This window comes from Acinetobacter sp. CAU_H_60, from assembly GCF_058599385.1.
Genome location: NZ_CM178653.1, coordinates 2,421,541 through 2,446,152 on the forward strand (window position 1 = coordinate 2,421,541; position 24,612 = coordinate 2,446,152).

22 protein-coding genes are annotated in these 24,612 nt (G+C 43.7%); 14 read left to right on the forward strand and 8 right to left on the reverse strand.

Translation table 11 applies throughout. The features are described from left to right. The first annotated feature begins 5 nt into the window (after positions 1-5). The 3 genes from AC4MBN_RS11410 to AC4MBN_RS11420 all read left to right on the forward strand — a co-directional run bounded on the left by AC4MBN_RS11410 (position 6) and on the right by AC4MBN_RS11420 (position 3,940). Positions 6-1,376 carry a uracil-xanthine permease family protein gene (locus AC4MBN_RS11410; RefSeq protein ID WP_419364676.1) on the forward strand — a complete coding sequence of 457 codons (1,371 nt, stop codon included), beginning with the start codon at positions 6-8 and terminating at the stop codon, positions 1,374-1,376. 66 nt (positions 1,377-1,442) lie between these two features. Continuing rightward, the gene (locus AC4MBN_RS11415) at positions 1,443-2,477 is read left to right on the forward strand and encodes a methyltransferase (protein ID WP_419375228.1); all 1,035 of its coding nucleotides are present in this window, start codon (positions 1,443-1,445) and stop codon (positions 2,475-2,477) included. Further along, entirely contained in the window at positions 2,477-3,940 is a 1,464-nt protein-coding gene (locus AC4MBN_RS11420) for an amino acid permease (RefSeq protein WP_034171114.1), read from the forward strand. Before AC4MBN_RS11415 ends, AC4MBN_RS11420 begins: the two co-directional genes overlap by 1 nt. Positions 3,941-3,995: 55 nt before the next feature. Here the strand turns inward: AC4MBN_RS11420 and AC4MBN_RS11425 are convergent, their stop codons facing one another. Then, positions 3,996-4,529: a cysteine peptidase family C39 domain-containing protein gene (locus tag AC4MBN_RS11425; protein WP_419364682.1), complete on the reverse strand. Its 534-nt coding sequence runs from the start codon at positions 4,527-4,529 to the stop codon at positions 3,996-3,998. A 104-nt stretch (positions 4,530-4,633) separates the two neighbouring features. Further along, a complete protein-coding gene (omp38, locus tag AC4MBN_RS11430; RefSeq protein WP_419364684.1) occupies positions 4,634-5,704 on the reverse strand; it encodes an outer membrane protein Omp38 in 1,071 nt (356 codons plus the stop codon). 375 nt (positions 5,705-6,079) lie between these two features. On the opposite strand from omp38, the gene AC4MBN_RS11435 reads away from it, so the two are divergent. From AC4MBN_RS11435 to AC4MBN_RS11445, 3 genes are all read left to right on the forward strand, one after another. Further along, positions 6,080-6,601, forward strand: coding sequence for a GspH/FimT family protein (locus AC4MBN_RS11435; protein ID WP_419364686.1), 522 nt, complete (start codon positions 6,080-6,082; stop codon positions 6,599-6,601). 112 nt (positions 6,602-6,713) lie between these two features. Then, positions 6,714-7,889, forward strand: a complete 1,176-nt coding sequence (locus AC4MBN_RS11440; protein WP_491880233.1) for a thiolase family protein — start codon at positions 6,714-6,716, stop codon at positions 7,887-7,889. A gap of 186 nt (positions 7,890-8,075) precedes the next feature. Beyond that, positions 8,076-8,531 (forward strand): VOC family protein, encoded by a 456-nt coding sequence (locus AC4MBN_RS11445; RefSeq protein ID WP_491880234.1) that lies wholly within the window; start codon positions 8,076-8,078, stop codon positions 8,529-8,531. A gap of 52 nt (positions 8,532-8,583) precedes the next feature. Here the strand turns inward: AC4MBN_RS11445 and AC4MBN_RS11450 are convergent, their stop codons facing one another. From AC4MBN_RS11450 to AC4MBN_RS11460, 3 genes are all read right to left on the reverse strand, one after another. Next, positions 8,584-9,069 carry a DUF934 domain-containing protein gene (locus AC4MBN_RS11450; RefSeq protein WP_491880235.1) on the reverse strand — a complete coding sequence of 162 codons (486 nt, stop codon included), beginning with the start codon at positions 9,067-9,069 and terminating at the stop codon, positions 8,584-8,586. Next, complete coding sequence (locus AC4MBN_RS11455) at positions 9,062-10,705, reverse strand: nitrite/sulfite reductase (protein ID WP_180003868.1); 1,644 nt, start codon at positions 10,703-10,705, stop codon at positions 9,062-9,064. Before AC4MBN_RS11455 ends, AC4MBN_RS11450 begins: the two co-directional genes overlap by 8 nt. Before the next feature lie 227 nt (positions 10,706-10,932). Next, positions 10,933-12,057 (reverse strand): CaiB/BaiF CoA transferase family protein, encoded by a 1,125-nt coding sequence (locus AC4MBN_RS11460; RefSeq protein ID WP_491880236.1) that lies wholly within the window; start codon positions 12,055-12,057, stop codon positions 10,933-10,935. A gap of 213 nt (positions 12,058-12,270) precedes the next feature. Here AC4MBN_RS11460 and AC4MBN_RS11465 point away from each other — a divergent pair, with 213 nt between their 5' ends. The 4 genes from AC4MBN_RS11465 to AC4MBN_RS11480 all read left to right on the forward strand — a co-directional run bounded on the left by AC4MBN_RS11465 (position 12,271) and on the right by AC4MBN_RS11480 (position 17,365). Next, positions 12,271-13,281, forward strand: coding sequence for an AraC family transcriptional regulator (locus AC4MBN_RS11465; protein ID WP_004785199.1), 1,011 nt, complete (start codon positions 12,271-12,273; stop codon positions 13,279-13,281). 224 nt (positions 13,282-13,505) lie between these two features. Next, on the forward strand, positions 13,506-14,711 hold the full coding sequence (locus tag AC4MBN_RS11470) for an acetyl-CoA C-acetyltransferase (protein WP_491880237.1): 1,206 nt from the start codon (positions 13,506-13,508) through the stop codon (positions 14,709-14,711). 10 nt (positions 14,712-14,721) lie between these two features. After that, entirely contained in the window at positions 14,722-16,854 is a 2,133-nt protein-coding gene (locus AC4MBN_RS11475) for a 3-hydroxyacyl-CoA dehydrogenase NAD-binding domain-containing protein (RefSeq protein WP_491880238.1), read from the forward strand. Between the two features lie 166 nt (positions 16,855-17,020). Continuing rightward, on the forward strand, positions 17,021-17,365 hold the full coding sequence (locus tag AC4MBN_RS11480) for a hypothetical protein (protein WP_419364701.1): 345 nt from the start codon (positions 17,021-17,023) through the stop codon (positions 17,363-17,365). 54 nt (positions 17,366-17,419) lie between these two features. Here AC4MBN_RS11480 and AC4MBN_RS11485 read toward each other — a convergent pair whose 3' ends face one another. After that, the gene (locus tag AC4MBN_RS11485; RefSeq protein ID WP_491880239.1) at positions 17,420-17,857 is read right to left on the reverse strand and encodes a GNAT family N-acetyltransferase; all 438 of its coding nucleotides are present in this window, start codon (positions 17,855-17,857) and stop codon (positions 17,420-17,422) included. Further along, positions 17,851-19,071, reverse strand: coding sequence for a class I SAM-dependent methyltransferase (locus AC4MBN_RS11490; RefSeq protein WP_491880240.1), 1,221 nt, complete (start codon positions 19,069-19,071; stop codon positions 17,851-17,853). Before AC4MBN_RS11490 ends, AC4MBN_RS11485 begins: the two co-directional genes overlap by 7 nt. 101 nt (positions 19,072-19,172) lie before the next feature. Between AC4MBN_RS11490 and trhA the strand changes: the two genes are divergently transcribed. The 3 genes from trhA (at position 19,173) to AC4MBN_RS11505 (ending at position 21,832) form a co-directional block, all read left to right on the forward strand. After that, positions 19,173-19,817: a PAQR family membrane homeostasis protein TrhA gene (trhA, locus tag AC4MBN_RS11495; RefSeq protein ID WP_180179941.1), complete on the forward strand. Its 645-nt coding sequence runs from the start codon at positions 19,173-19,175 to the stop codon at positions 19,815-19,817. A 142-nt stretch (positions 19,818-19,959) separates the two neighbouring features. Further along, positions 19,960-21,276 (forward strand): MFS transporter, encoded by a 1,317-nt coding sequence (locus AC4MBN_RS11500; RefSeq protein WP_180003873.1) that lies wholly within the window; start codon positions 19,960-19,962, stop codon positions 21,274-21,276. A gap of 142 nt (positions 21,277-21,418) precedes the next feature. Continuing rightward, entirely contained in the window at positions 21,419-21,832 is a 414-nt protein-coding gene (locus AC4MBN_RS11505; RefSeq protein WP_419375262.1) for a hypothetical protein, read from the forward strand. Between the two features lie 22 nt (positions 21,833-21,854). On the opposite strand, the gene AC4MBN_RS11510 is transcribed toward AC4MBN_RS11505, so the two are convergent. Further along, entirely contained in the window at positions 21,855-22,865 is a 1,011-nt protein-coding gene (locus AC4MBN_RS11510; protein WP_491880241.1) for a metallophosphoesterase, read from the reverse strand. A gap of 101 nt (positions 22,866-22,966) precedes the next feature. Here AC4MBN_RS11510 and AC4MBN_RS11515 point away from each other — a divergent pair, with 101 nt between their 5' ends. Beyond that, complete coding sequence (locus tag AC4MBN_RS11515; RefSeq protein ID WP_491880242.1) at positions 22,967-24,601, forward strand: phospholipase D family protein; 1,635 nt, start codon at positions 22,967-22,969, stop codon at positions 24,599-24,601. Positions 24,602-24,612 lie beyond the last annotated feature (11 nt).

Below are 24,612 nucleotides of genomic sequence, written 5' to 3' on the forward strand. Positions count from 1 at the left end.
GACACATGTCTGATTTTAATCAATCTCCTCCTTCTAAAGATCAACTTGACCTTGTCTACGGCCTTGAAGATCGTCCTAAACCGTTTATCGCATTTTTAGCCGCATTCCAGCATTTATTGGCCATTATTGTCCCAATTGTAACGCCAGGTTTACTGATCTGTCTGGCATTGGGTGTGTCTAAAGAAGACACCAACATGATCTTGTCCATGTCTTTGGTGATCTCTGGTATTGCAACTTTCTTACAATCCAAGAAAGTGGGTCCCTTTGGTGCAGGCTTGCTGATTGTTCAGGGTACAAGTTTCAACTTTATTGGCCCAATCATCGGGATCGGTTCAGCGATGGTCGCCGCAGGCACGCCTGTAGAAGCGGTGATGGCTTCGATCTTTGGTGTAGTGATTGCAGGTTCATTTATTGAAATGGGCGTGTCACGCATTTTGCCATGGGTGAAGAAACTGATTACTCCATTAGTAACGGGTATTGTAGTTCTATTGATTGGTTTAACCTTGATCAAAGAAGGTTTGATCAGCATGGGTGGTGGTTATCAAGCCATGAGTGACAAAACTTTCGCCAATGCAGATAACCTGATCATGTCATGTACCGTTCTGGCACTGATTATTCTACTGAACCGTGTGCGTATTACCTGGGTAAAAAGCTCAGCAATTCTGATTGCACTGGTTGTGGGTTATATCCTTGCCGGCTTTATGGGTCATCTCAACTTTGATGGTTTAAAAGATGCACCTCTGGTTCAGATTCCAACCCCAATGCATTTTGGTTTAAGCTTCTCATGGAGCTTATTCATTCCAATGGCATTCATTTACCTGGTGACTTCACTAGAAGCGATTGGTGATATTACCGCAACATCAAAATTATCGAATCAGCCAGTCGATGGTCAAACCTGGATGAATCGCATTAAAGGTGGTGTATTGGTAAATGGTGCTAACTCCCTACTTGCAGGCTTATTTAATACTTTCCCAAGTTCTGTATTTGCGCAAAACAATGGTGTGATTCAATTGACTGGTGTCGCCAGCCGTTATGTCGGTATCTGGATTGCTGCTCTGCTTGTGATTTTGGGTTTACTTCCAGCAGTAGCAGGTGTGATTCAAGCCGTCCCTCAAGCTGTGCTTGGTGGCGCAGTGATGGTGATGTTCGGTGCAGTCGCTGCATCTGGGATTAATATCCTGTCTGGTATTCACTTAGACCGTCGTGCCCTGCTGATCATTGCAATCTCGCTTGCACTTGGCCTGGGTGTTGCGCAGGTACCTCAGATTCTGGAACATCTTCCTGAATTATTCCGTAACATCTTTAGCTCAGGTGTTGCGACAGGCGGTATTGCAGCCCTCATATTGAATATTGTACTTCCTGAAGTAAAGAAGTAATTTCATGTCCAAAGAACACTGTCTGAGTTGGACTCGGACAGTGTTTTTTCTATTGGAGAGAGATCTATGGATCCTAAAAGCGAAGTTTTATTAAGACAATATGATTATTTGTCTGGTCGCGTATTGCTGGTGAATGCACCGACCGATGAGCTTCTTGCTGAATGTGGTGAATCTATCCAGCCCTTTGTTTGGACATGGAATTATAATGATTTTCAATATTTCCAGTCACAGCAGGCCCAGGTTCATTTCGGCGCAGAATTTCCTGATCAGGAATTTGATCAGGCGGTTATTTTCGTACCTAAATCAAAAGAATTATTGAATTATCTGATTCACAATATTGCAGCCCGATTAAAACAAGGCAGCAGTGTTTTTCTGGTGGGTGAAAAGAAAGGTGGTGTAGAGCGTGCGGCAAAGCAGCTACAGGCTTATGGTAAACTCATCAAGCTCGACAGCGCACGACATTGCCAATTGTGGCAATTGACTCTAGACTGCACGGTCGAAGCAAAAGCGTTGGCAGATTGGGCACAGACCTATACAGTGGCCACACCAAAAGGTGATTTGCAGATTTGTGCACTTCCAGGTGTATTCAGTCAGGATCATCTGGATGTAGGAACAGCGGTGTTCTTACCCTATTTATCTCAAGTGACCTCAGGCAAGATTGCCGACTTTGGCTGTGGCGCAGGTGTGATCAGTGCTTATTTAGCTAAACTGAATCCTGAGAACCGTATTTTTGCTCTGGACGTAGATGCCTTTGCCTTGGCTTCTACCCGAATGACATTTGAGAAAAATCAGCTCAGTCCTCAGCAGCTGGAAATTAAAGCTGTATCAGGTATTGAAGATGCACCGCTTTTTTTACATGCCATTGTCAGCAATCCCCCTTTCCATCAGGGAATCCAGACCAACTATGCGGCCAGCGAAACTTTATGCAAAACTTCGCGTCGCCACCTTAAGTCTGGCGGTGAATTGTGGATTGTGGCAAACCGCTTCTTAAATTATCCAATTTTAATTGAACAAAGTTTTGGCCAATGTACAGTCAAAACTGATCAACAAGGTTTTAAAGTGCTCTTTGCCAGCACTCAAAAAAATGCTAAGGAATCATGATGAGCGAAACTCAGAACAGCGTGCAGCTGCAGCGTAAGCTTGGTGCTCGTCATCTCAATATGATCGCGATTGGCGGGTCTATCGGTACAGGTTTATTCCTGGCCTCAGGTGCGACCATTGCCAGCGCAGGCCCGGGGGGCGCACTCCTCGCCTATGCCCTGATTGGCGTAATGATTTATTTCTTGATGACCAGTCTGGGAGAACTTGCGACTCATAATCCGACCTCGGGCGCATTCTTTACCTACGGTACCAAATATGTCGAAGGTGGTTTCGGTTTCGCTTTAGGCTGGAACTACTGGTACAACTGGGCGATTACCGTTGCCTTTGAACTGGTTGCCGTACAGTTTATTATGAAATTCTGGTTTCCTGATATTCCGGGCTTTTACTGGAGTGCGATCTTCCTCGCTGTGATCTTTGGGATTAACGCTCTCACCGTAAAAGGTTTTGGTGAGTCAGAATTCTTCTTCTCATTGGTGAAAGTACTGGCAATTATTGCCTTTATCATCATCGGAATCTGGATGATTGCCAAGATCATGCTCACACCGGGTGCTTCGGCATTTGCAAACTGGAGCGTGGGTGAAGCACCTTTTGTAGGCGGTTTCCAAGCCTTGATTGGTGTTGCCATGATTGCCGGATTCTCATTCCAGGGAACCGAGATGGTTGGTGTAGCCGCTGGTGAATCTAAAGATCCGCAAAAAACCATTCCAGTCGCAATCAAGCAGATCTTCTGGCGAATCCTGCTGTTCTATATCGTGTGTATTTTCATTATCGGGACATTGGTTGCCTATAATGATCCACGTCTATTACAGGCAGCTGCAACAGAAGATGTTGCCCTTTCTCCATTCACCTTATTGTATGAGAAAGCGGGTTTTGCTTTTGCAGCCAGCATGATGAATGCGGTCATTCTGACTGCGATTCTGTCTGCGGGTAACTCAGGCATGTATTCTTCGACCCGTATGCTATTCGATATGGCGCGTAAAGGCAGTGCGCCTAAGCTGTTTGCCCATCTGGATCCACGTGGCGTACCGATGAATGCCCTGTATGCGACCACGGCGATTGCAGCATTATGCTTCTTGACCACATTCTTTGGCGAGCAGGAAGTGTTTAACTGGTTGCTGAATATGTCAGGTATGTGTGGCTTCATTGTCTGGCTCGGGATTGCGATCTCACATTACCGCTTCCGTAAAGGTTATTTAGCTCAAGGCTATCAACTAGAAGGTCTGGCCTATAGAGCTAAATTCTTCCCGTTCGCGCCTTGGTTTGCCTTCATCCTTTGCTCAATTGTCGTTCTAGGTCAGAATTATCAAGCTGTTCTAGATGGTGAGTGGTTGGCTGTCCTTTCTACTTATATCGGTATTTTATTATTCCTGGTGATCTGGCTAGGTTATAAGTGGAAATATAAAACCAAACTGGTTTCCTATCAGGAGATGGATGTTCGACCGATGAATATTGAAAAAGACTAAGTTCTCACCTTTATTAAAAAAGCAGCTCAACTAGCTGCTTTTTTATATTCTGAAATCAGCTATGACGCATGACAAAATTACGATCATCAATCACGATGACTTGCTGACAAATACCTTCTACTCGGCGCTGCTGTTCGAAAACTTCTTTAGACATAGCATTAAAACTATCAAAGAAACTGATCTCTTTTTCATTGATTTCATAAATTAATGAATGGTTCCCCACCCCTTCAAGCGTGTCGTAGAACACGATTACAAAATGGCCTTTATCCACTGATTTTTGAATATCTGTATAAGAAAGTGGATATTCATGAACAGGCATTTTGAGTTCTTGGGCTTTTTGATAAAACTGGATTTCAAGGGGCTGTTTATCAGGATCAGTTTCTGTAAAAAATTCAACATCGAGCCCTAGTGTTTTAAGTGCAACAGCGAGCGCAATACTTGAAGCTCCCATCTCATTATTATGCTGTGTCAATTGCACTAAATCAGGAATATGCAGATCCATTCCATAATGATGAAAAATCATCCAGATCGCATAAATACCACTATTAGCTTCCAGACTTTGTAAGTCTTGAGGGAGTTCTATGCTCATGCTTTAACTCAAAATCAGTTTCGAGCAGCAAGTGTATGCAAAAAACAGCCATAAAAAAAGCGACTCAAAGAGTCGCTTTTTTTTAATCAGTGTTCAATAACGAATTATTGAGCAGCTGGTTGGTCTGCAACTGGTTGTTCAGCTAGAACAGTACGGCTACCAGTGATTGTCGCGAATACACGACGGTTCATAGCACGACCTTCTTTAGTGTTGTTGTCAGCAATCGGTTGATCCCAAGCGAAACCTTGAGTAGACAAACGAGATGCATCTACGTTGTATTCGTTAACAAGTGCAGATTTAACAGAGTTAGCACGAGCTAGAGATAAACGTTCGTTCAATGCACGTGGACCAGTGCTGTCTGTGTGACCTTCGATACGAGCAGTTGCGTTTGGATATTCAACTAGCTTCTCAGCAACTTTCGCGATTTCTGGTTTGTATTGGTCTTTGATGTTTGATTTATTCGTATCAAAGAACACACGAAGTTCCATGTTCAGGTCTTCAGTCAACTCTTGTGGAGCTGGAGCAACTGGAGCAACTGGCTCAACTGGAGCAACTTCTACAACGTCAGCAGCTGGTTTCAAACGGCCACCTAGAACTACGTTAAGACCAGCAAGTGCTGTATAGTTCCAGAATTTTTCGTCGAAGTGGTAAGTACCACGAGCTTCAGTACGTAGCGCTAAAGCATCGTTGATGTGCCAGAATGCACCGATACCAGCATTACCTAGTGTACCTTCTTCTTCATCACCACGTCCACCACGCGGCACATCATCAAATTTATATTTGTAATGACCAGCACCTAACAATGCATATGGCTTGATTTTGCTGTCATAGTTGCCAGTGAACACATCAGAAGTTGCATAGAAGTTACCTGCAATGTTCTGGCCTTTGTATTCTGCACCAGGAGCTGCATAATCTACATCGCCTTTCACCTGGCTATATTCAGCTTCAAAACCTAACCATGGAGTTAATTCAACACCGATCGCAGCACCAACGAATAAATCGTCTTGAATTTCACCTTGAGTTGGTGCTAATAATTCACCGTCATTACCGCCATTGTTGTGTTGGGTGTCTTGCCAAGTATAACCTAACATTAATGGAGTAACAGTTACGCCTGCGTTTGCAGCAGCAAAAGGAGCAGCTACAAGCATTGCTAAAGCAATACGACTCATTTTCATGGATTTATCCTCCAGAGATAACAATTGTTGTTCAAGCTCAAGCCTTCTAATAGGCCATTCTGAGATAGGCTTTTTTTACCCCAGTGTTATTTTTAAGCTATTCACTGCGCATCATACAAACACTTTATTATTTTTCCAAGTGCTTGATTAATCTAATCAAGTAAATTATTGACAAAATTACTTACAATTTCCGTTGTAATTCAGTAATTTTTTACTCAATTTTTTGTTGTGAATCGCCTATTGTCATTGCCAATTTATTTTTAAGCGCCTTTTTGAATTTTGAGTAAGGCATTGCTTACTCGCTCAATTAAGCATAAAAAACGCACAATTAATAGCATGTTTCAAATAAAAATAATATATAAATCAGGTAACTCTATGTATAAAAAGATAACAAGAGCGTTCACTATTGTTGAGTTAATTATCTGTATTGCCCTTATCGCAATTGGGGTCACAATTGCCTTGCCTTACTTTCATGATTATCTATCCAAGCAGGAAGCTAAAAATATTCCGATGAAACTTACAGCAACCAATCGTTATGCACGCAGCCAGGCAGCTGTGTTTCACCAGAATATTGTGATTTGTCCCAGTCAGGATTCATTAACTTGCCAAGCAAACCAATGGAATAAAAATTTACTGGTATTTATTGATAAAAACCGTAATCGTCAAGTTGACAATGACGAACAAATTTTACACATTGAACAACTTAATCTTAAATACGGTAACTTGAGTTGGCGAGGCGCTTTAAGTATGCCGAACGTAACTTATCAAGCCCAGACGGCTTTACCGATTGGATCGAATGGCAGCTTTTATTATTGTTCTACTCACCTTGCATCTCAGCAACGTATTGTCTTGAATAAAATGGGACATATCCGGATCGAACATCTGGCCTCCTGTTAATAAAACCCTAGAGTCTATGATTTATCCAGATTAGGACTTTAATCCTGTACTTTTTTCAATATACTGCTTAGGTTCGAGAAAAAATGATCAAAACTTATAGGGAGATATAACAATGACTGACATCGTAATTGTCAATGGTGCACGTACAGCGATGGGCGGCTTTCAAGGCAGCCTAGCTAGCGTTACTGCACCTGAGCTGGGCGCTGCCACCATCAAAGAAGCGATTGCGCGTTCAGGCTTGCAGCCAACCGATATTGAAGAAGTCATTATGGGTTGTGTACTCCCGGCAGGTTTAAAACAAGGCCCTGCCCGTCAAGCGATGCGTAAAGCGGGTCTGCCTGATTCTACAGGTGCCGTCACCATTAATAAATTATGTGGTTCAGGCATGAAAGCAGTCATGCAAGCGGCAGATATGATTAAGGCAGGTTCTGCAACTTATGTAGTTGCTGGTGGTATGGAATCCATGACCAATGCGCCATATGTATTGCCAAAAGCGCGTGGCGGTTTCCGTATGGGTCATGGTGAAATCAAGGATCATATGTTCCTAGATGGCCTGGAAGATGCCGAAACTGGTCGCCTGATGGGTTCATTTGCTCAAGATATGGCAAATAGCAAAGGTTATACACGTGAACAGATGGATGAATTTGCAATCCGCTCACTGAAACGTGCTCAAACTGCAGTCAATGAAGGTTACTTCGCTGATGAAATCGTGCCAGTCACTGTTTCCACCCGTAAAGGCGATGTGGTCGTTGATAAGGACGAACAACCTTTCAATGCCAATATTGACAAGATTCCCACTTTACGTCCTGCTTTTGCAAAAGACGGGACAATTACGGCAGCAAATGCCAGCTCAATTTCAGACGGTGCCTCTGCCCTTGTGCTGACTTCAAGCGACAATGCGGCGGCTAAAGGTTTAGCGCCTTTGGCTAAAATCATCGCTTATGCTTCAAACTCCCAGCATCCATCTGAATTCACGATTGCGCCAGTGGGTGCGATTCAGAAAGTTCTGGATAGAACTGGCTGGAAAGCTGAGGAAGTTGACCTTTGGGAAATCAATGAAGCGTTTGCCATGGTCACCATGTGTCCAATGGATGAGTTCAAACTTGATCCTGAAAAAGTCAACATCAACGGTGGTGCATGTGCGCTCGGTCACCCGGTTGGTTCTACAGGTTCACGTATTATCCTGACCTTGATCCATGCATTGAAACGTACAGGCGGTAAACGTGGTATCGCTGCGCTATGTATTGGCGGTGGTGAAGCAACTGCGGTCGCAATCGAACTGATCTAATTCTTGTATAATCAAGTAGCAGGGAGGGCTTTTATAGCCCTCTTTTTATTTTATAAATATTTCATTTTTTTATAATCCACCTCTAAAGTAAATTTTTTTACTTACATTTTCATAAAGCTTCTTTATCAATCAAATTCAATTCAAGGCGTAAATTAAAGGGATTCAAAACAAGAAAAGGAAGCCTGCATGCGACTTAATCACTATCTTAATTTTCAGGGTGAAACTGAAGCTGCCTTTACCTTTTATCGCTCAGTGTTCGGTGGTGAATTTTCCAGTCTAACCCGCTATGGAGATACGCCTGGACAGCAAGGAATTGATTTATCAGATGAAGAAAAAAATCTGATTTTGCATATCTCACTTCCAATTAATGAATACACAGAGCTCATGGGCTCTGATATCAATGACAAACTCTGTACTGAAAATACACCAGCATTTAGTAAGGGTACTAATCACTATATTGCGATTATTTTAAGTGCCAATGAACAGGATGAAGCCAAACGACTCTATGAAGCTTTATCGGTGAATGGTCAAATCGAAATACCTTTAGAAAAAACCTTTTGGGGTGCGCTTTATAGTGCCTTTACGGATCAATTCGGAGTGCAATGGATGATTAACTGCCTACTTGAAGAACGTGCACCCTAAGATTTAAATACAAAAAAGCCTCCAGATGGAGGCTTTTTTAGTTGAAGGCGAATTAAGCCCCAGTTTGATAATTCGGTGTTGGTACTGCTGTTGAAGCTTGGTACGGATTAGTGAAATCACCCAAACCTGCAGCGGCTTCCTGAATATCTTTACCTTCTTTAATGACAAAAGTATCGAAACCAGAACGCTTCATGTAGTTCAAGACATCTTTGAACACATCACCAGTCGCACGCAGCTCACCCTGGAAACCTTGACGGCGAAGCAATGCAGCAAATGAATAACCACGACCATCATTAAAACCTGCAAACTCAATCAAAATCGCATCAAGTTGCTCAAGCGGAAATTCATTAGTTTCAGGTGAAGCATCAACCGTTAAGTACAATGCTTTTTTACCAGAAATATTGGCAATCTGGTCTAACTGATCCACAGTCAGAACTACATCACCCTGTGGCAATACACCATCTTCACCAATTAGCTGGTAAGTGTTATCTGCAATTGTGCCATCTTTAGAGAGCACTTGTAGTGCGGTATTAAGCATATGCGCGCTCCTTGAATGGTTGAATGCCGACACGACGATAAGTATCGATAAACTCTTCACCATCCTGACGCAAGTCAAGATAAGTATTCAGAATTTCTTCTACGATATCTGGCACCACTTCTGCAGCAAATGATGGTCCAAGAATATCGCCAATAGAGGCATCATGATCTGCATTACCACCTAAAGTGATCTGGTAGAATTCAGCACCTTTTTTGTCTACACCCAAGATACCGATGTTACCCACGTGGTGATGACCACAGGCATTCATACAACCTGAAATGTTCAGGTCCAGTTTACCCAAGTTGTAAATGGTATCCAGATCATCAAAACGGCGTGAAATTGCTTCAGAAATTGGAATAGATTTCGCATTTGCTAGTGAGCAGAAGTCACCGCCTGGACAGCAGATAATATCAGTCAAGAAACCGATATGCGCACGTGCCAGGTTATGCTGATCCAGCGTCTGCCACAATTCGAACAGGTCTTTTTGTGGTACATCTACCAGCGCAATGTTTTGTTCATGGGTCGTACGCAGTTCACCAAAGGTGTACTTGTCGGCAAGGTCTGCAATCAGGTTCATCTCTTCAGTGGTCATATCACCCGGTGCAATACCCGCACGTTTCAGTGAAATCGTGACAATACGATAACCTTTCACTTTATGTGCATTGGTATTGATGTTGAACCATTGCTTGAACTTAGGATACTGGGCAAACAGTTCAGTGAAGTCTTCATCCGCATAATCTTGGTAATCAAATGGAGTAAAGTTTTCATCCATTTTCGCCAGTGTTTCAGCATCAATTTTTAACGTTTTAACAGTATGCGCAAATTCGGCTTCAACTTTTTCAGCAAAAACTTCAGGCGTCAGTGCTTTTACCAGAATCTTGATACGTGCTTTGTATTTGTTGTCGCGACGGCCGTGCAGGTTATAGACACGTAGTACCGCTTCAAGATAAGCAATCAGGTCTTCACGTGGCAGGAAGTCACGAATAAAACTACCAATTACTGGCGTACGCCCCAAACCTCCACCGACTTTAATTTTATAGCCGATTTCGCCTGCTTCATTTTTCACAATATAAACACCGATATCGTGGAATGAAGTTGCCGCACGGTCAATCTCTTCCAGCGCAGATACCGCAATCTTGAACTTACGTGGCAAGAAAGCAAATTCCGGGTGGAAAGTTGACCATTGACGGATCAATTCACAAGTTGGACGTGGATCTGCAATTTCACCTGCCACCACACCTGCATACTGGTCGGTGGTAGTATTACGGATACAGTTCCCTGAAGTCTGGATCGCATGCATTTGCACGGTTGCCAGTTCAGCCAGCATATCAGGCACGTTCTCTAGTGCAGGCCAGTTAAACTGGATATTCTGACGGGTTGAAACGTGTGCATAGCCACGATCATACTCTTTCGCCAGATCAGCCACTTTACGAAGTTGTTTAGAATTCATCAGGCCATAAGGTACTGCGATACGCAACATTGGCGCATAACGTTGTACATAAAGACCATTTTGAAGGCGGAGCGGACGGTATTCATCTTCCGTCAATTTGCCCGCTAAATAACGTTCCGTCTGGTCACGGAACTGTGCAACACGTTCATTAATCAGTTGCTGATCGAAATCAGTATATAAATACATGGCGTACAGCTAGTAGTTTCTATTATATCGTCGGCAAGGATAACGACATTGAATCTATCAATAAAATGCTTTTTATACATATTTCATAGCGATTTTATTGATAAGCCTAGCAAACTTTCAATGATATAAAGCTTTAGATCAGCTTCCTCTGATTTTTAACGTGAATGATTTATTTTTTAAATCTTTAGCAGTTTTTTTTCATAAACCAAAATGAGAAAGTCGTTCAATTACCACTCTTTGGTTTCGCCTAAAGCCTGACCAATAAATTGATATCGCATAGTTGATCTTGAAAACTTGATTGGACAAGCCAGTTGAGCTTCAGTTTGCTCCCGCTGATCTACTTTAACTGGCACCTGTACCACCCATTCACGTTGCTGCGCCAGCTCAGAATGTAGGGCTTCATCAAGCTGTAGTACTGGTTCGACACAGAAATCTGCCTGAGAAAATAGGGCTTGCCAGTGAGATAGAGGTTGGGATCTGATTTTATCGCGAATCGCCTGTTTCACTAAAGCATGATCTTCAGGTGCGAAAGAAGTTCCTTTTTCCAGAATGATCGGCAAATCCAGCAACTGTGCCAGACCTTGCATGAATTGAGGCTCCAGACTGCCTACTGATAAATAGCGATCATCCTGAGTCTGATAATAGTCATAAAAGGTACCGCCATTTAAGTAACCGGATTCTATCTGCTGATGCTGATTACCCGCCAAACTGGCAGAAGCTGCCATATTATTTAATGTCGCCGCGCAATCGGTCATGGAAATATCAATATATTGTCCGTGACCACTGCTCTGCCGCTCAATCACCGCTGCCAGAATGGCAACCAGCGCATGCATGGAGCCACCCGCAACATCGGCAATCTGGATTCCCATTGCTGGTGGTCCGCTTTCGATCCGGCCACTATGTCCGGCAATCCCAGATAAAGCCAAATAGTTAATGTCATGCCCTGCCCGATCTTTATAAGGGCCAGTCTGACCATAACCAGTAATCGAGCAATAGATTAAGCGTGGATTGAGCGCACTGAGTGTTGGATAATCCAGGCCAAGCCGTTGCATCACACCTGGACGAAATTGTTCTACGACAATGTCATAATCTGCAATTCGGGATTTGATCTGTTCAATATGCTGGGGATTCTTTAAATCCAGTGCGACAGAATGTTTGTTTCGGTTCAGATAATTATGCGTTGTGGCCTGTCCATGTGCAAAAGGTGGCATTAAACGCACCAGATCAGGACGTGTGGGTGATTCAATATGCACAACTTCTGCACCCATGTCTGCAAGATATAATGTGGCAAATGGACCGGGTAATAGTGTAGAAAAATCTAATATTTTCAAACCTTTTAATGCATATGACATTGGAGTTATTACTCTATTTATATCGCTTTTTGTCTCATCATAAGAACATAAATGCCCAAAAACAATGTCATGTTCAGCCATTTACCTTGATAGTTTCGGCAATTTAACATGTAAGAAAATGGTAATTGGATTCTTGTAAATTGCCATTGATTTTTTATTTTTTGTCATTTAGGTCAAATATTAGTGAACATTAAAGAGACTGAAGGATTAAACATGAGTCGTGATACGATCAGTATCCATTTCGTCAATGCAGCCTTATACGGCGTTAAGCGCCTGGGCATGGATGTCGATACTTTATTGTCTCACGTTGGGATTGAAGCCGAGCTTCTGCATCAGCCGAAGGCCCGTATTTCGCCTGAACAATATACCCGTTTTATCAAGATGCTCTGGATGGTGACCCAGGACGAACATGTGGGTTTTGACAAACAGCCGCGTCGTCTGGGCACTTTCGCGATTATGTGCCAGTTGATCATCCATGCCAAAACGCTGGGCGATGCACTCGAGCTTTCTTCTCAATTCTACAAACTCTTTGGTGACGACTGGTCTGTAACCCTGGAGCGTGACAAGCATGAAGCGCGTCTGGTTCCTCTGATTCCAAATTCGATGGATCCGGAACACTTTATTACCGAAAGCATGCTGATGATCTGGCATGGTCTGGCATCGTGGTTAATTGAACGTCGTCTGCCGCTGGAACGTGTACATTTCAGTTACCCTCGCCCTGCGCATGCAGATGAATACGATGCGCTGTTCTTTGCACCTGTGATGCAGTTCGATATGCCGCGTACTGAAATTACCTTTGCAGCGGATTATCTGGATTTGCCAATTCGCCAGAATGAAGAAACTCTGGAAGAATTCCTGAAAGCAGCACCTGCTCAACTTCTAGTTAAATTTAAAAATACCAACTCGCTGACTTCGCGGATCCGGGATGTATTGAAGAGCCAGATCGGTGAAGAAATGCCGACCTTAAACGATGTTGCATCGATGCTCTATCTATCCCCACAAACCCTGCGTCGCCGTCTTGCTGCCGAAGGCAAGAGCTATCAGGGCGTAAAAGATGCACTGCGCCGTGATGCCGCAATTCATTTATTGCTTAATCCGGATCTGACTCTGGAAGATGTTGCACAACAGGTCGGCTTTAGTGAAACCAGTACTTTCCACCGTGCTTTCAAAAAATGGACAGGGGTAACACCAGGCCTATACCGTCAGTTACACGGTTACCATTAAAAACCTTGCTATAAAATTGTATACTTGAAAAGTATCGTTTATTAAGCGCTACAAGCCCCTAGCCCAAGCTCCAGACTTGGGCTTTTTTATGCCTGCTTTTTAATCCATCAAGACTGACCAAATTGCTCAAATGATCTGGTCCGTTCTCGTCATTGCACTTCAAGATTTAATCATTACACTCGAAGCATTAGAACAATTTCAGTAAAGCAAGAAAAGGATATTGTATGAGCGAGGCCTATATTATTGATGCCATTCGCACGCCACGCGGAAAGGGAAAAAAAGACGGATCATTACATGAAGTTAAACCAATTAGTTTACTGACTACGCTCTTAAATGAACTGAAAGAACGCCATAACCTGGATACATCTCAGGTGGATGATATTGTGCTGGGCTGTGTGACTCCAATCGGTGATCAGGGTGCAGACATTGCCAAAACTGCTGCAATTGCCGCAGGCTGGGACAATGATGTGGCTGGCGTTCAGATCAACCGTTTCTGTGCTTCGGGTCTGGAAGCTGTAAATCTGGCAGCACAAAAAGTCCGTTCTGGTTGGGAAGATCTGGTTGTTGCGGGTGGTGTTGAATCCATGTCTCGCGTTCCGATGGGTTCTGATGGCGGCCCGTGGGCATTAGATCCTGAAACCAATATGGCTTGCGATTTTATTCCACAAGGCATCGGGGCTGACCTGATCGCGACCATTGATGGTTATAGTCGTACAGATGTAGATCAATTCGCCGAGCAATCACAAAAGAAAGCGGCAGCAGCCCAAGCGAATGGTCATTTCAATAAATCTATTATTCCAGTGAAAGATAAAGCTGGCGTCGTGATTCTAGACAAAGATGAATTCATTAAACCGACAACAACTGCAGAAGGCTTAAGTGCATTAAAGCCAAGTTTTGCAACGATGGGCCAGATGGGCTTTGATGCTATCGCTCTACTGAAATATCCGGAAGTAGGCTCTGTAAACCATGTACACCATGCGGGTAATTCTTCAGGCATTGTGGATGGTGCAGCAGTCGTATTACTTGCCTCCGAACAGGCAGTCCGACAGCAAAATCTCAAGCCACGCGCCAAGGTATTGGCAACGGCACTGGTTGGTGCCGATCCAACCATTATGCTGACCGGCCCTGCCCCGGCTGCACGTAAGGCTTTAGCCAAAGCTGGACTCACCATTGATGACATCGATCTGTTTGAAGTCAATGAAGCTTTCGCTGCTGTGGTGATGCGCTTTATCAATGAAATGAAAGTTGATCCTGCCAAAGTCAATGTCAATGGTGGTGCCATTGCCATGGGACATCCACTTGGTGCGACCGGCGCCATGATTCTAGGCACTTTACTGGATGAACTGGAACGTCAAGCTAAGAAACGTGGACTGGCTACCCTGTGTGTGGGTGGTGGTATGGGCATCGCAACCATTATTGAGTTGGTATAAGGAGATCAGCATGAGCGCAATTCAATATCAAAAAACTGAAGATCACATTGTCATTCTGACCTTCGATTCTCCGAACCAGTCCGCCAATACCATGAATGCCGACTTTCGCGCGGCTCTGGAAGAAGTCGTTGCCCAGTTACAGGCTGATGAACAGATTGCCGGAATTATTTTCCGTTCAGCGAAAAAAACATTCTTTGCTGGCGGTGATCTGGATGAGCTGATTCAGGCGACGCCTGAACATGCCACTGAATTCTTCAATATGATTGAAGACATGAAAGCCAAATTACGCTATATCGAAACGCGTGGCATTCCTTTGGTGGCAGCTTTAAATGGCACCGCACTCGGTGGTGGTTGGGAAATCGCTTTATGTGCCCATCATCGTATTGCCCTGAATGATGCCAAGACTAAGTTTGGTTTACCTGAAGTCACTTTAGGCTTGCTGCCAGGCGGTGGTGGTATTGTCCGTATGGTTCGTCTGCTAGGCCTGCAAAATGCCTTAGCTTTGCTGATGGAAGGCAAACAGTTCGGTGTAGAAAAAGCCAAGTCTTTGGGACTGGTACATGACACAGCTGAATCGCTAGATGAATTACTTGAAAAATCTGTAGCCTGGATTAAACAACATCCGCACTCCCAACAGCCTTTCGATGTAAAAGGTTACAAAATTCCGGGGGGCTCTCCTTCTTCACCTGCCGTTGCGCAGATGCTGGCTATTGCTCCTGCGATGCTGCGTGATAAAACCAAGGGTTGTTATCCAGCACCAGAATCTATTCTCTCCGCTGCGGTTGAAGGTGCTCAGGTTGATGTCGATACTGCGCTAAGAATTGAGTCGCGTTATTTCACCTATCTCGCTACCGGCCAGATTTCCAAGAACATGATCGGTACATTCTGGCATGGCATGAATGCCATTAAATCAGGTGCCAGTCGTCCTAAAGACTTTGCGCCATGGAAAGCCACTAAAGTAGGTATTTTGGGTGCAGGCATGATGGGTGCAGGTATTGCCTATGTCACTGCCAGCAAAGGCATTCAAGTGGTACTGAAAGATATTTCGGTCGAAGCTGCTGAAAAAGGCAAAGCCTATAGCCAGAAATTACTGGATAAAAAAGTGGCTCAAGGCCGCTTAACAGCCGAAAGACGTGATCAGATTTTAAGTCTGATTCAAACCACGACAGAAGCAGTAGATTTAGCAGGTTGTGACCTGATCATTGAAGCAATATTTGAAAATCAGGAACTCAAAGCCAAAGTTACTCAGGAAGCAGAACAATATTTATCAGCCAACGGTGTAATGGCATCCAATACCTCAACTCTACCCATCAGTGACCTAGCTCAAGCCTCTCAGAATCAGGCGAATTTTATCGGTCTGCATTTCTTTAGCCCAGTCGATAAAATGCAACTGGTCGAGATCATTAAGGGGAAAAATACTTCAGCAGAAACACTGGCCAAGGCATTTGACTTTGTGCAGCAGATTGGCAAGCTACCGATTGTAGTGAATGACAGCCGTGGCTTCTTTACCAGCCGTGTCTTTGGTACCTTTGTACAGGAAGGATTACGTTTGCTAGCGGAAGGGGTGCATCCAGCCCGTATTGAAATGGCTGCGCTGAAAGCCGGTATGCCGGTCGGTCCATTAGCCATTCAGGATGAAGTTTCTCTGACGCTTTCTGAGCATGTAGCTGCAGAAACCCGTAAGGCTCTGGCTGCACAAGGCAAAGAACGTCCAAGCACCGATGCGGATGCCGTGATACAAACCATGATTCATGAGTTTAACCGTAAAGGCAAAGCTGCTGGTGCAGGTTTTTATGATTATCCTGAAGGTGGCAAAAAGCAGCTGTGGTCTGGCTTGGAGCACTGGTATAAAGAAGTGGATATTTCTGAACAGGAAATGATAGACCGCTTCCTGTTTGTTCAAGCGCTGGATACCGTACGCTGTCTGGAAGAAGGTGTGCTGGAGTCAGTGGTCGATGCCAATATTGGTTCAATCTTTGGAATTGGTTTTGCTGCCTGGACGGGAGGTGCTGTGCAGTTCTTGAACCAGTATGGTTTAACCAAGGCCTTGAATCGTGCTGAAATCCTGGAACATAAATATGGCGAACGTTTCAAAGCGCCACAGTTACTCAAACAGAAAGTTGCTGAAGGTCAGCGCTTTTAAAAACTGAATCTAAAAAAAAGAGGAGCTTAACTCCTCTTTTTTTTATTGCGACGCGATAAACTCTCGAAGTCTATCGAATTCAATCAATGACAGATTTTGATCTGCTTTCCAGGCAATTTATGTTATAAAGTTACATGAGTTAGACATCCACGATGGGTACATGCATATGACTGATCACAGTTCACCTGAAAAATCACCTTGGGGTTGGAAAGCACTGATTATCTTCTGTATTTTAGGTGGATTATTTATGTTGTTTTTCTGGCTTGCGGTCAGTAATGAACCAGACTACATGCCAAGCCAGCAAAAGAAAGAAAATACCCAGCAGCATGCTTTTAAGAATGCACCTGCGATGTCTCCAGAAGCTTTAGCCAAAGCACAGGCTGACCGTGAAGCTCGTCAGGCTACCTCTTCATCTCATCAGACGAGTGCGGAAGAGCACAATATGTCTACTGAAGAACATGCACAAATGGACAATGCTAGCCATGACGAAAATACGGCTCATGGTCACTAAACAGTTCCAAGATCAAATTTAAAAAAGTGAGGTTTTCCTCGCTTTTTTATTTTTTTAGTCTTTTAAGCTGAGATACATATCTATATGTGGAATGCCGCAATCCAGATATTCTTCACCCCGCACATCAAAACCCAAGTTCTGATAAAAGCCAATCGCATGTACCTGTGAAGAAAGCTTTACGAATTTACGTTGCTCTGCCTTGGCCTGATCAATCACAGTCTGCATGATCTTTTGGCCGATGCCTGTACCACGTGCCAACCGCAACACAGCTACACGACCAATACTATGATTCTTTAATAAGCGTGCAGTCGCGACGGGTTGATCCTGTAAATAAGCCACAAAATGCGTAGAGATTGCATCCTCAGCATCCCATTCATCTTCGGGAGCAATATGCTGTTCCTGAATAAACACAGCTTCACGAATTTTTTTTGCATCTTGAGCTAACTTTTCCCAGCTGCCTGACATGATTTTAAGATTTTTATTGTCTAGCATTTAGAACCAATTCCCTGCTGATCCCACTGGTTATTCAATAACAATTCTAGTGAATGTTTTTGAATCCCATACATCTCTTTCAATGCCTGAATCTGAGCGAGAACAGCCTGGTCTGGCTGTTCATAATCCTTCCGTTTGGTCGCCAGAATCATTTTATTTTTACTGGTGTGTTCTAGGGCCACAAATTCAAAGACCTTGGTTTCATAACCATAAGCCTTAAGCAATAAGGCACGAATGGTATCCGTCAACATTTCGGCTTGCTGCCCAGCATGGATGCCAAACTGCAACATTGGCGACAGCACTTTCGGACTCTGTAATTGCGGTCTTAACTCTTTATGACAGCATGGAGCGCACATGATGATTTGTGCATTCAGGCGTATACCGCTATGGATCGCAAAATCGGTCGCTACATCACAGGCATGCAGAGCGATCATTACATCCAGACGTTCCGGTTCATAGGTACGCACATCACCCTGGAAGAAATCCAGCTGATTAAAACCGGATTGCTGTGCAACATTCTGACAGAACTCGACCATTTTCGGATTTAGCTCTACGCCGGTGACATACGGCGTCTGGCCATGTTTTTGCATATAGTCATACAGCGCACAGGTTAAATATCCCTTACCTGAACCAAAATCAACGATACGTAATCCTTGTCCCTGCGGCTGGATTTGAGCCAGTGCACCTGAGAAAATCTCGACAAATTTATTAATCTGTTTCCATTTACGTGCCATGCTCGGAATGATCTGACCTTGCTGATCCGTAATTCCTAAATGCTGTAGGAATACACTGTCCTGATCGACATAACGCTGTTTAACCCGGTCATGGCCTTGATCAGCTTTTGCCTTTGTAGGGACAGGTTTGGCTTTACTTCGTGTCAGCATGGCCTTTTTCTTGTTTTTCTTCAGCTGCAATTCTTCCTGATCGGTAAACAGGTTCGCTTGCTTGCAACAGGCCAATAATTCCGTTACTTGAGTCAGGGCTTCATGCAAAGGATAGTTTTTGGTGACATCCTGAGTCTTGTATCGATAGACACAGCTCAAGACTTTCTGCTTATTGAGCGAAATGACTCTAAAGGTCATTTTTTCCAATTGTTCAAGTTCACCTTTATACTGACTCAAGATCAGACGATCAAAATAATCAGTTTCAAAGGCTTGCTGAAAAGCCTCCAAGAATTGTTGTTCCTGAACCGAGAGAGAAGTCGATGTCGACATAAGAAAAACCTGATATGAATTGCTGCTCAAGTTTAATTGTTCTTAACTTAAAAGCAAAATTGAATTATTATACAAGTGTATATTTAAAAAGAATGACAATCATGCAGAATGCTCCCCTAGTTCCAGATTATGATCACAATGAGGAACGGATTAATTATATTAGTCATGGCCTCGGTGCTGCGCTGGCTTTGATTGCTGGTATTTTATTGATTATTAAAGGCTCTTATTTGAGTGCCGGACAATGGATCGGGCTTTGGGTCTATGCTTTCAGCATGATTCTGCTGTTTTCCGCTTCGATGCTCTACCATATGTCCACTGCTGCAGACCGACGCTATTTTTATAAAAAAGTTGATCATACGGCGATTTATTACCTGATTGCAGGTACCTATACCCCGTTCCTGTCGATTGCGATTCCAACAGCCAAAGCCCAGTATTTACTGATTGCTTTGTGGGTGATTGCTGTACTTGGAACACTATTCAAGTTCATTTTCATCAACCGTTTCCAGAAACTTTCTTTGGTCGCTTATCTGGTCATGGGATGGTTGGCACTACTGGTTATGGACGATATGCAACAGTACTTAAGTGCTCAATCTTTAACCTTTCTGATCATTGGTGGCTTAGCATACACCGTAGGTGCATTGTTTTACGCTTTAAAAAGAGTAAGATATACCCACGCTATCTGGCACATTTTTGTATTGATAGGCGCAGGATCACATTTTCTGTCTATCTATCTTTACGTGATTTAATCATCTCATTTCTTCATTTCAGTGACCCTGAGCGAGTTGAAACGAGAAGATTGCAGTTGTTTTTTTAAAAAATTACGCCTTTTTTAAAAAGATTACGCTTTTAAAACTAAGTTTTTTATTTTTAGTAAGTGTAAGGTTATTCATGGCGTCTTCAGATTCTATCGCTGTAACAGAAACTACAGCAACCAATTCAAAATTTCGTGTTTTAACAGCAAGTTTAGTAGGCACTACAATCGAGTTCTTCGATTTCTATATTTATGCCACAGCTGCCGTTATTATTTTTCCTTATCTGTTCTTCCCTACAAGTACAGATCCTATGACTGCGACTATTCAGTCGCTGGCAACCTTTGCGATTGCCTTTATTGCCCGTCCAATCGGTGCTGCACTCTTTGGTCATCTGGGAGACCGGATCGGACGTAAAGCGACACTGGTCGCGGCCTTGTTGACCATGGGTCTTTCTACCGTTGCCATCGGTTTATTGCCAACTTATGCACAAATCGGTATTGCTGCGCCATTATTGCTGGCTCTTTGCCGTTTAGGTCAAGGCCTTGGTTTAGGTGGTGAATGGTCAGGTGCGGTTCTACTGGCAACTGAAAATGCGCCGGAAGGCAAACGTGCCTGGTACGGTATGTTCCCGCAACTTGGTGCACCAATTGGCTTCATTCTGGCAACAGGTTCATTCTTGACGCTTGGCGCATTCATGTCTGAAGCAGAGTTCATGCAATGGGGCTGGCGTATTCCATTTATCTCTAGTGCCCTACTGGTGATTATGGGTTTATGGATTCGCTTGAAATTGCATGAAACTCCTGCATTCCAGAACGTGTTGAAAAAGCAGAAAGAAGTGAATGTACCCTTCTTCGAAGTATTCAAAAAGCATTCTAAAATGCTGGTATTGGGTACCATCGCTGCGATCTGTACATTCGTGGTGTTCTACCTGACGACTGTATTCGCATTGCAATGGGGTACTAAACAGCTCGGCTATACACGTGAAGAATTCCTTCAGCTGCAATTAGTTGCAACTTTGTGCTTTGCTGCATTTATTCCACTTTCAGCAGTTCTTGCAGAAAAATTTGGTCGTAAGACAACTTCAATCGCGGTATGTGTAGTCTCTGCTATTTTCGGTATCTTCTTTGCTGATATGCTTGAATCAGGCAGCACACTGGTAGTGTTCTTCTTCTTATGTATCGGCTTGGCCATCATGGGTCTGACTTATGGTCCGATTGGTACCGTATTGTCTGAAATCTTCCCGACTTCAGTGCGTTATACCGGTTCTGCCCTGACCTTTAACCTGGCAGGTATTTTTGGTGCATCTTTCGCGCCATTGATTGCAACCAAACTGGCAACAACTTATGGCTTATCTGCAGTAGGTTATTACCTCACAGCAGCCTCTATCCTGTCATTGCTTGCATTCTTGCTGATCCGTGAAACTAAAAATGATGATGTAAACAATCAGATCTAAGGATCTTGACAGATTAAGTCATCTCAATCAAAGCCAGCAGTTCATGCTGGCTTTTTTATGATTTCACAACAAAAACTTGCTACTTCTTTGCGGATATTTCGGGAACAATCAAATAAATAAAGCCAGAGAATGAGGCAAAGTGATGCAGGATCTTATTGAGCAACTTACTCAAGAACAGCTGGTGGATATTGTGATTCTGCTAGAGGATGATAAAAAACTGGACGCCATTCGCTATATCCGGACGCATACAGCTTTAGATGAATCACAGGCGATACAGGTCATTGATGAAATTGTCCGTGAGCATGATCTGGCGCTGAATCGGGACAATGAAGGCAATATTGGCCCACGCTTTACTGATGATGCAGATGAAAATATTCCGGTGGTGACCGCCCCTTTAGAAGTTCCAGATCATCCCAATCTCAGCATCGCCAAAGATACTGAGGTGGCTGCACAGCAAGTCGGCAAACGTGTGCCTGGGCGTGAGATTGAAAAGAAAATCTGGATCACCGCAGCCGTGATTTTACTGATTATTATTGTGCTCTGGTTACTGCTTTAACAGCAGTGAATAAATCAGTTTTTTAGACCAATTCGATAATATCAATGGTTGGTGGTACGCGAAAACGAAATGGTACCCCTACCATGCCAGTTCCCACAGTCACAAATACATCTGCATGTTCATGCCGGTATAGACCTTTTTTATGGCCCAGAATGGAAACCTTTTTCATCACATAATCCGTCAGCCAAGGTAACTCGACCTGTCCGCCATGCGTATGCCCAGAAAGCATCAGTGGTCGTGTGGGCAATTTCGGCACCATATCCACGGTATCTGGATTATGTGACAGAATCACCCAAGGTTTGTCTTGAGGCAGATCCGGCATTGCGCGCATATCTGTTTTTCCAGCCCACAGATCCCCTACCCCGAGCAGACGAAATTCATCAAACTCGACAATCTGCCCTTCAATGTCCATGACCTGATTCACTTCCAGCGCATAACGAAGCAATTCCTGAATAGGCGGGCCAGGATACTGTTCATCATGATTCCCTGTCACCGAATATACTGGCGCATGAATTTCTTTTAAGATCGCCAGCTCCTGAGCCAGTTTATTTTCAGGTTCATAGGTCCAGTCCCCTGCGACCACCACCAAGTCTGGTTTCAGATGATTCAGCTTATGTACAATCTGTCTTAGCTGACGTTCATGTCCGGAAAACAGGCCAATATGTAAATCTGCAATCAGGGCAATCCGTACCGGTTTTTTAAGTTTCTGTTGAGGATTGATTTGATAAGGCGTGGTTTCGACCCTAATCAAATGCGGCTCGATAAAACGCGCATAACTGAGTACGGCACTAATCACGAAAATAAAAATAGACTCATGAATCGAATAGTAGCCCATCCATCCTGCATAAATACTGAAGAACACCAGCGGAATCAGCAAATAGGCCAGATAGAAAGCCAGCAGGTGACAAAACGCTTTAAAGGGATGAATGGTTTCTGTACGCGACTGACTCGACCAGGCCTGATACACTGCCCAAACAGCAAGAATGGCCATGCCTAGATAAAAATAAAAAAGTACGGAACTGGTATCCCACATAGATTTGCCTTGTCGAGTCGAGGAGCTGATTAGTGGCTTTATATTTATCTTTTCATAGCTGGCAATTATACTCAATCCAAATTTTTCAGTCTTTGATGTTTATGGTAAATGCTCCCCACGCTTCCGCTCATTCAAAACCTTCTGGCTTATCAAAAGCTTATCGCTATAAAGCTGGCATTTTACTGAGCTGCAGCCTGGTACTCGGCATTCCTGCTTGCAGTACGCTGCCTCCGCAAACCGAACAACCTAGCCGAATGGCATTTGAAACGGATACCTCGCAAACCAGTCTGGCCCAGATTGTTGAGCCCTTACGTCGGCAGAATATTGGCCTGACCGGTTATCACGTGTTGCCAGATCCGCTCGAAGCACTCGCTGCACGTATCCAGCTGATTAATAAAGCAGAACGCAGTCTGGACCTGCAATATTACATCTGGGATAACGACCGTATTGGTGCACTGGCTCTGCATGCCCTCATTCAGGCGGCAGATCGTGGCGTAAAAGTCCGTCTACTGATGGACGACAACAATGCCAAGAAAATGGAAGGTATTTATCTGGCACTAGATCAGCACCAGAATATTGAGGTCAAACTGTATAACCCCTACCGTTTCCGTAAATACCGTGCCATGGATATGCTGCTGGATCTAAAACGGATCAACCGCCGCATGCATAACAAAAGCTTTATTGCCGATAACCAGATTGCCCTGATTGGCGGCCGTAATATGAGTAACCAGTATTATAACGTCAGTGACAGTTATCAATTTTCTGATGTAGATGTGATGCTGGTCGGTGCCGCTTCTGATGAAATCATTCATTCTTTTGATGAATACTGGAATGATGATTATGCTTATCCGGTTCGGCAGATTGTTAATCCTCGCCATCACGGACTCCGTTTCCCGAGCCTGAAACAGCAGCTGGAAGAATATAGCCATGATACTGCAATCCAGAACTACCTGAATCTGGCCAATCGTTCACAGGCTTTCGATAAATGGCTGGAACACAACATTCAACTTGATTGGGTAGACGCTGAAGTCGTCAAAGATCCACCAAGTAAAATCAAGTCAAAGGCTAAAACTGAAGATCACTTGAACTTCCAGTTATTACAGCATCTGGAAAAACCGGAAGAAAGTGTGGATATCGTGTCGGCCTATTTTGTACCGGAAAAACAGGGCGCAGAACGTCTCAAGAAACTAGCTTCAGAAGATGTCAAAGTGCGAGTACTGACCAATTCCTATAAGGCCAATGACGTGCCACTGGTCCATGCTTTTTATGCCAAATATCGTCAGGAACTACTGGAAAATGATGTAAAACTTTATGAGTTTTTGGCCGCGCCAGATGCCGACAACCTGAATGCCAATACTGAAGAGCTGGCACAAAAAGCGAAGGTTAGCTTAAAAGGCCTGAGCCGTTCCAGCCTGCATGCCAAACTGATGGCCATTGACCAGAAACAGGTATTTATTGGTTCTTTTAATTTCGATCCACGCTCAGCTTATTTGAATACTGAAATTGGCGTATTGCTAAATAGTCCTAATCTGGCCCGTGCAGTACATGAAACCATGGACAAGAATTTAAGCAAGTATGCCTATAAGCTGGTTCTGGATGCCAACCAGAACATTAACTGGAAAATCCGCAATGCCAAAGGTGAAACAAAGACCTTTAAAAAAGAGCCGGGCATGAAGTGGTATCAAAAAGCCTCAATAAAATTCCTGTCGATACTCCCGATCGAAGGTTTTATGTAATGAATATCTCT

Bases quoted from the DNA above. Each gene is read 5' to 3' on its own strand.
- AC4MBN_RS11445 (WP_491880234.1), top strand. From the start codon at position 8,076: ATGCGACTTAATCACTATCTTAATTTTCAGGGTGAAACTGAAGCTGCC.
- AC4MBN_RS11490 (WP_491880240.1), bottom strand. From the start codon at position 19,071: ATGTCGACATCGACTTCTCTCTCGGTTCAGGAACAACAATTCTTGGAG.
- AC4MBN_RS11415 (WP_419375228.1), top strand. From the start codon at position 1,443: ATGGATCCTAAAAGCGAAGTTTTATTAAGACAATATGATTATTTGTCT.
- AC4MBN_RS11470 (WP_491880237.1), top strand. From the start codon at position 13,506: ATGAGCGAGGCCTATATTATTGATGCCATTCGCACGCCACGCGGAAAG.
- AC4MBN_RS11510 (WP_491880241.1), bottom strand. From the start codon at position 22,865: ATGTGGGATACCAGTTCCGTACTTTTTTATTTTTATCTAGGCATGGCC.
- AC4MBN_RS11515 (WP_491880242.1), top strand. From the start codon at position 22,967: ATGGTAAATGCTCCCCACGCTTCCGCTCATTCAAAACCTTCTGGCTTA.
- AC4MBN_RS11475 (WP_491880238.1), top strand. From the start codon at position 14,722: ATGAGCGCAATTCAATATCAAAAAACTGAAGATCACATTGTCATTCTG.
- AC4MBN_RS11435 (WP_419364686.1), top strand. From the start codon at position 6,080: ATGTATAAAAAGATAACAAGAGCGTTCACTATTGTTGAGTTAATTATC.
- AC4MBN_RS11505 (WP_419375262.1), top strand. From the start codon at position 21,419: ATGCAGGATCTTATTGAGCAACTTACTCAAGAACAGCTGGTGGATATT.
- AC4MBN_RS11455 (WP_180003868.1), bottom strand. From the start codon at position 10,705: ATGTATTTATATACTGATTTCGATCAGCAACTGATTAATGAACGTGTT.
- AC4MBN_RS11460 (WP_491880236.1), bottom strand. From the start codon at position 12,057: ATGTCATATGCATTAAAAGGTTTGAAAATATTAGATTTTTCTACACTA.
- AC4MBN_RS11450 (WP_491880235.1), bottom strand. From the start codon at position 9,069: ATGCTTAATACCGCACTACAAGTGCTCTCTAAAGATGGCACAATTGCA.
- AC4MBN_RS11480 (WP_419364701.1), top strand. From the start codon at position 17,021: ATGACTGATCACAGTTCACCTGAAAAATCACCTTGGGGTTGGAAAGCA.
- AC4MBN_RS11500 (WP_180003873.1), top strand. From the start codon at position 19,960: ATGGCGTCTTCAGATTCTATCGCTGTAACAGAAACTACAGCAACCAAT.
- omp38 (WP_419364684.1), bottom strand. From the start codon at position 5,704: ATGAAAATGAGTCGTATTGCTTTAGCAATGCTTGTAGCTGCTCCTTTT.
- AC4MBN_RS11425 (WP_419364682.1), bottom strand. From the start codon at position 4,529: ATGAGCATAGAACTCCCTCAAGACTTACAAAGTCTGGAAGCTAATAGT.
- AC4MBN_RS11420 (WP_034171114.1), top strand. From the start codon at position 2,477: ATGAGCGAAACTCAGAACAGCGTGCAGCTGCAGCGTAAGCTTGGTGCT.
- AC4MBN_RS11485 (WP_491880239.1), bottom strand. From the start codon at position 17,857: ATGCTAGACAATAAAAATCTTAAAATCATGTCAGGCAGCTGGGAAAAG.
- AC4MBN_RS11465 (WP_004785199.1), top strand. From the start codon at position 12,271: ATGAGTCGTGATACGATCAGTATCCATTTCGTCAATGCAGCCTTATAC.
- trhA (WP_180179941.1), top strand. From the start codon at position 19,173: ATGCAGAATGCTCCCCTAGTTCCAGATTATGATCACAATGAGGAACGG.
- AC4MBN_RS11410 (WP_419364676.1), top strand. From the start codon at position 6: ATGTCTGATTTTAATCAATCTCCTCCTTCTAAAGATCAACTTGACCTT.
- AC4MBN_RS11440 (WP_491880233.1), top strand. From the start codon at position 6,714: ATGACTGACATCGTAATTGTCAATGGTGCACGTACAGCGATGGGCGGC.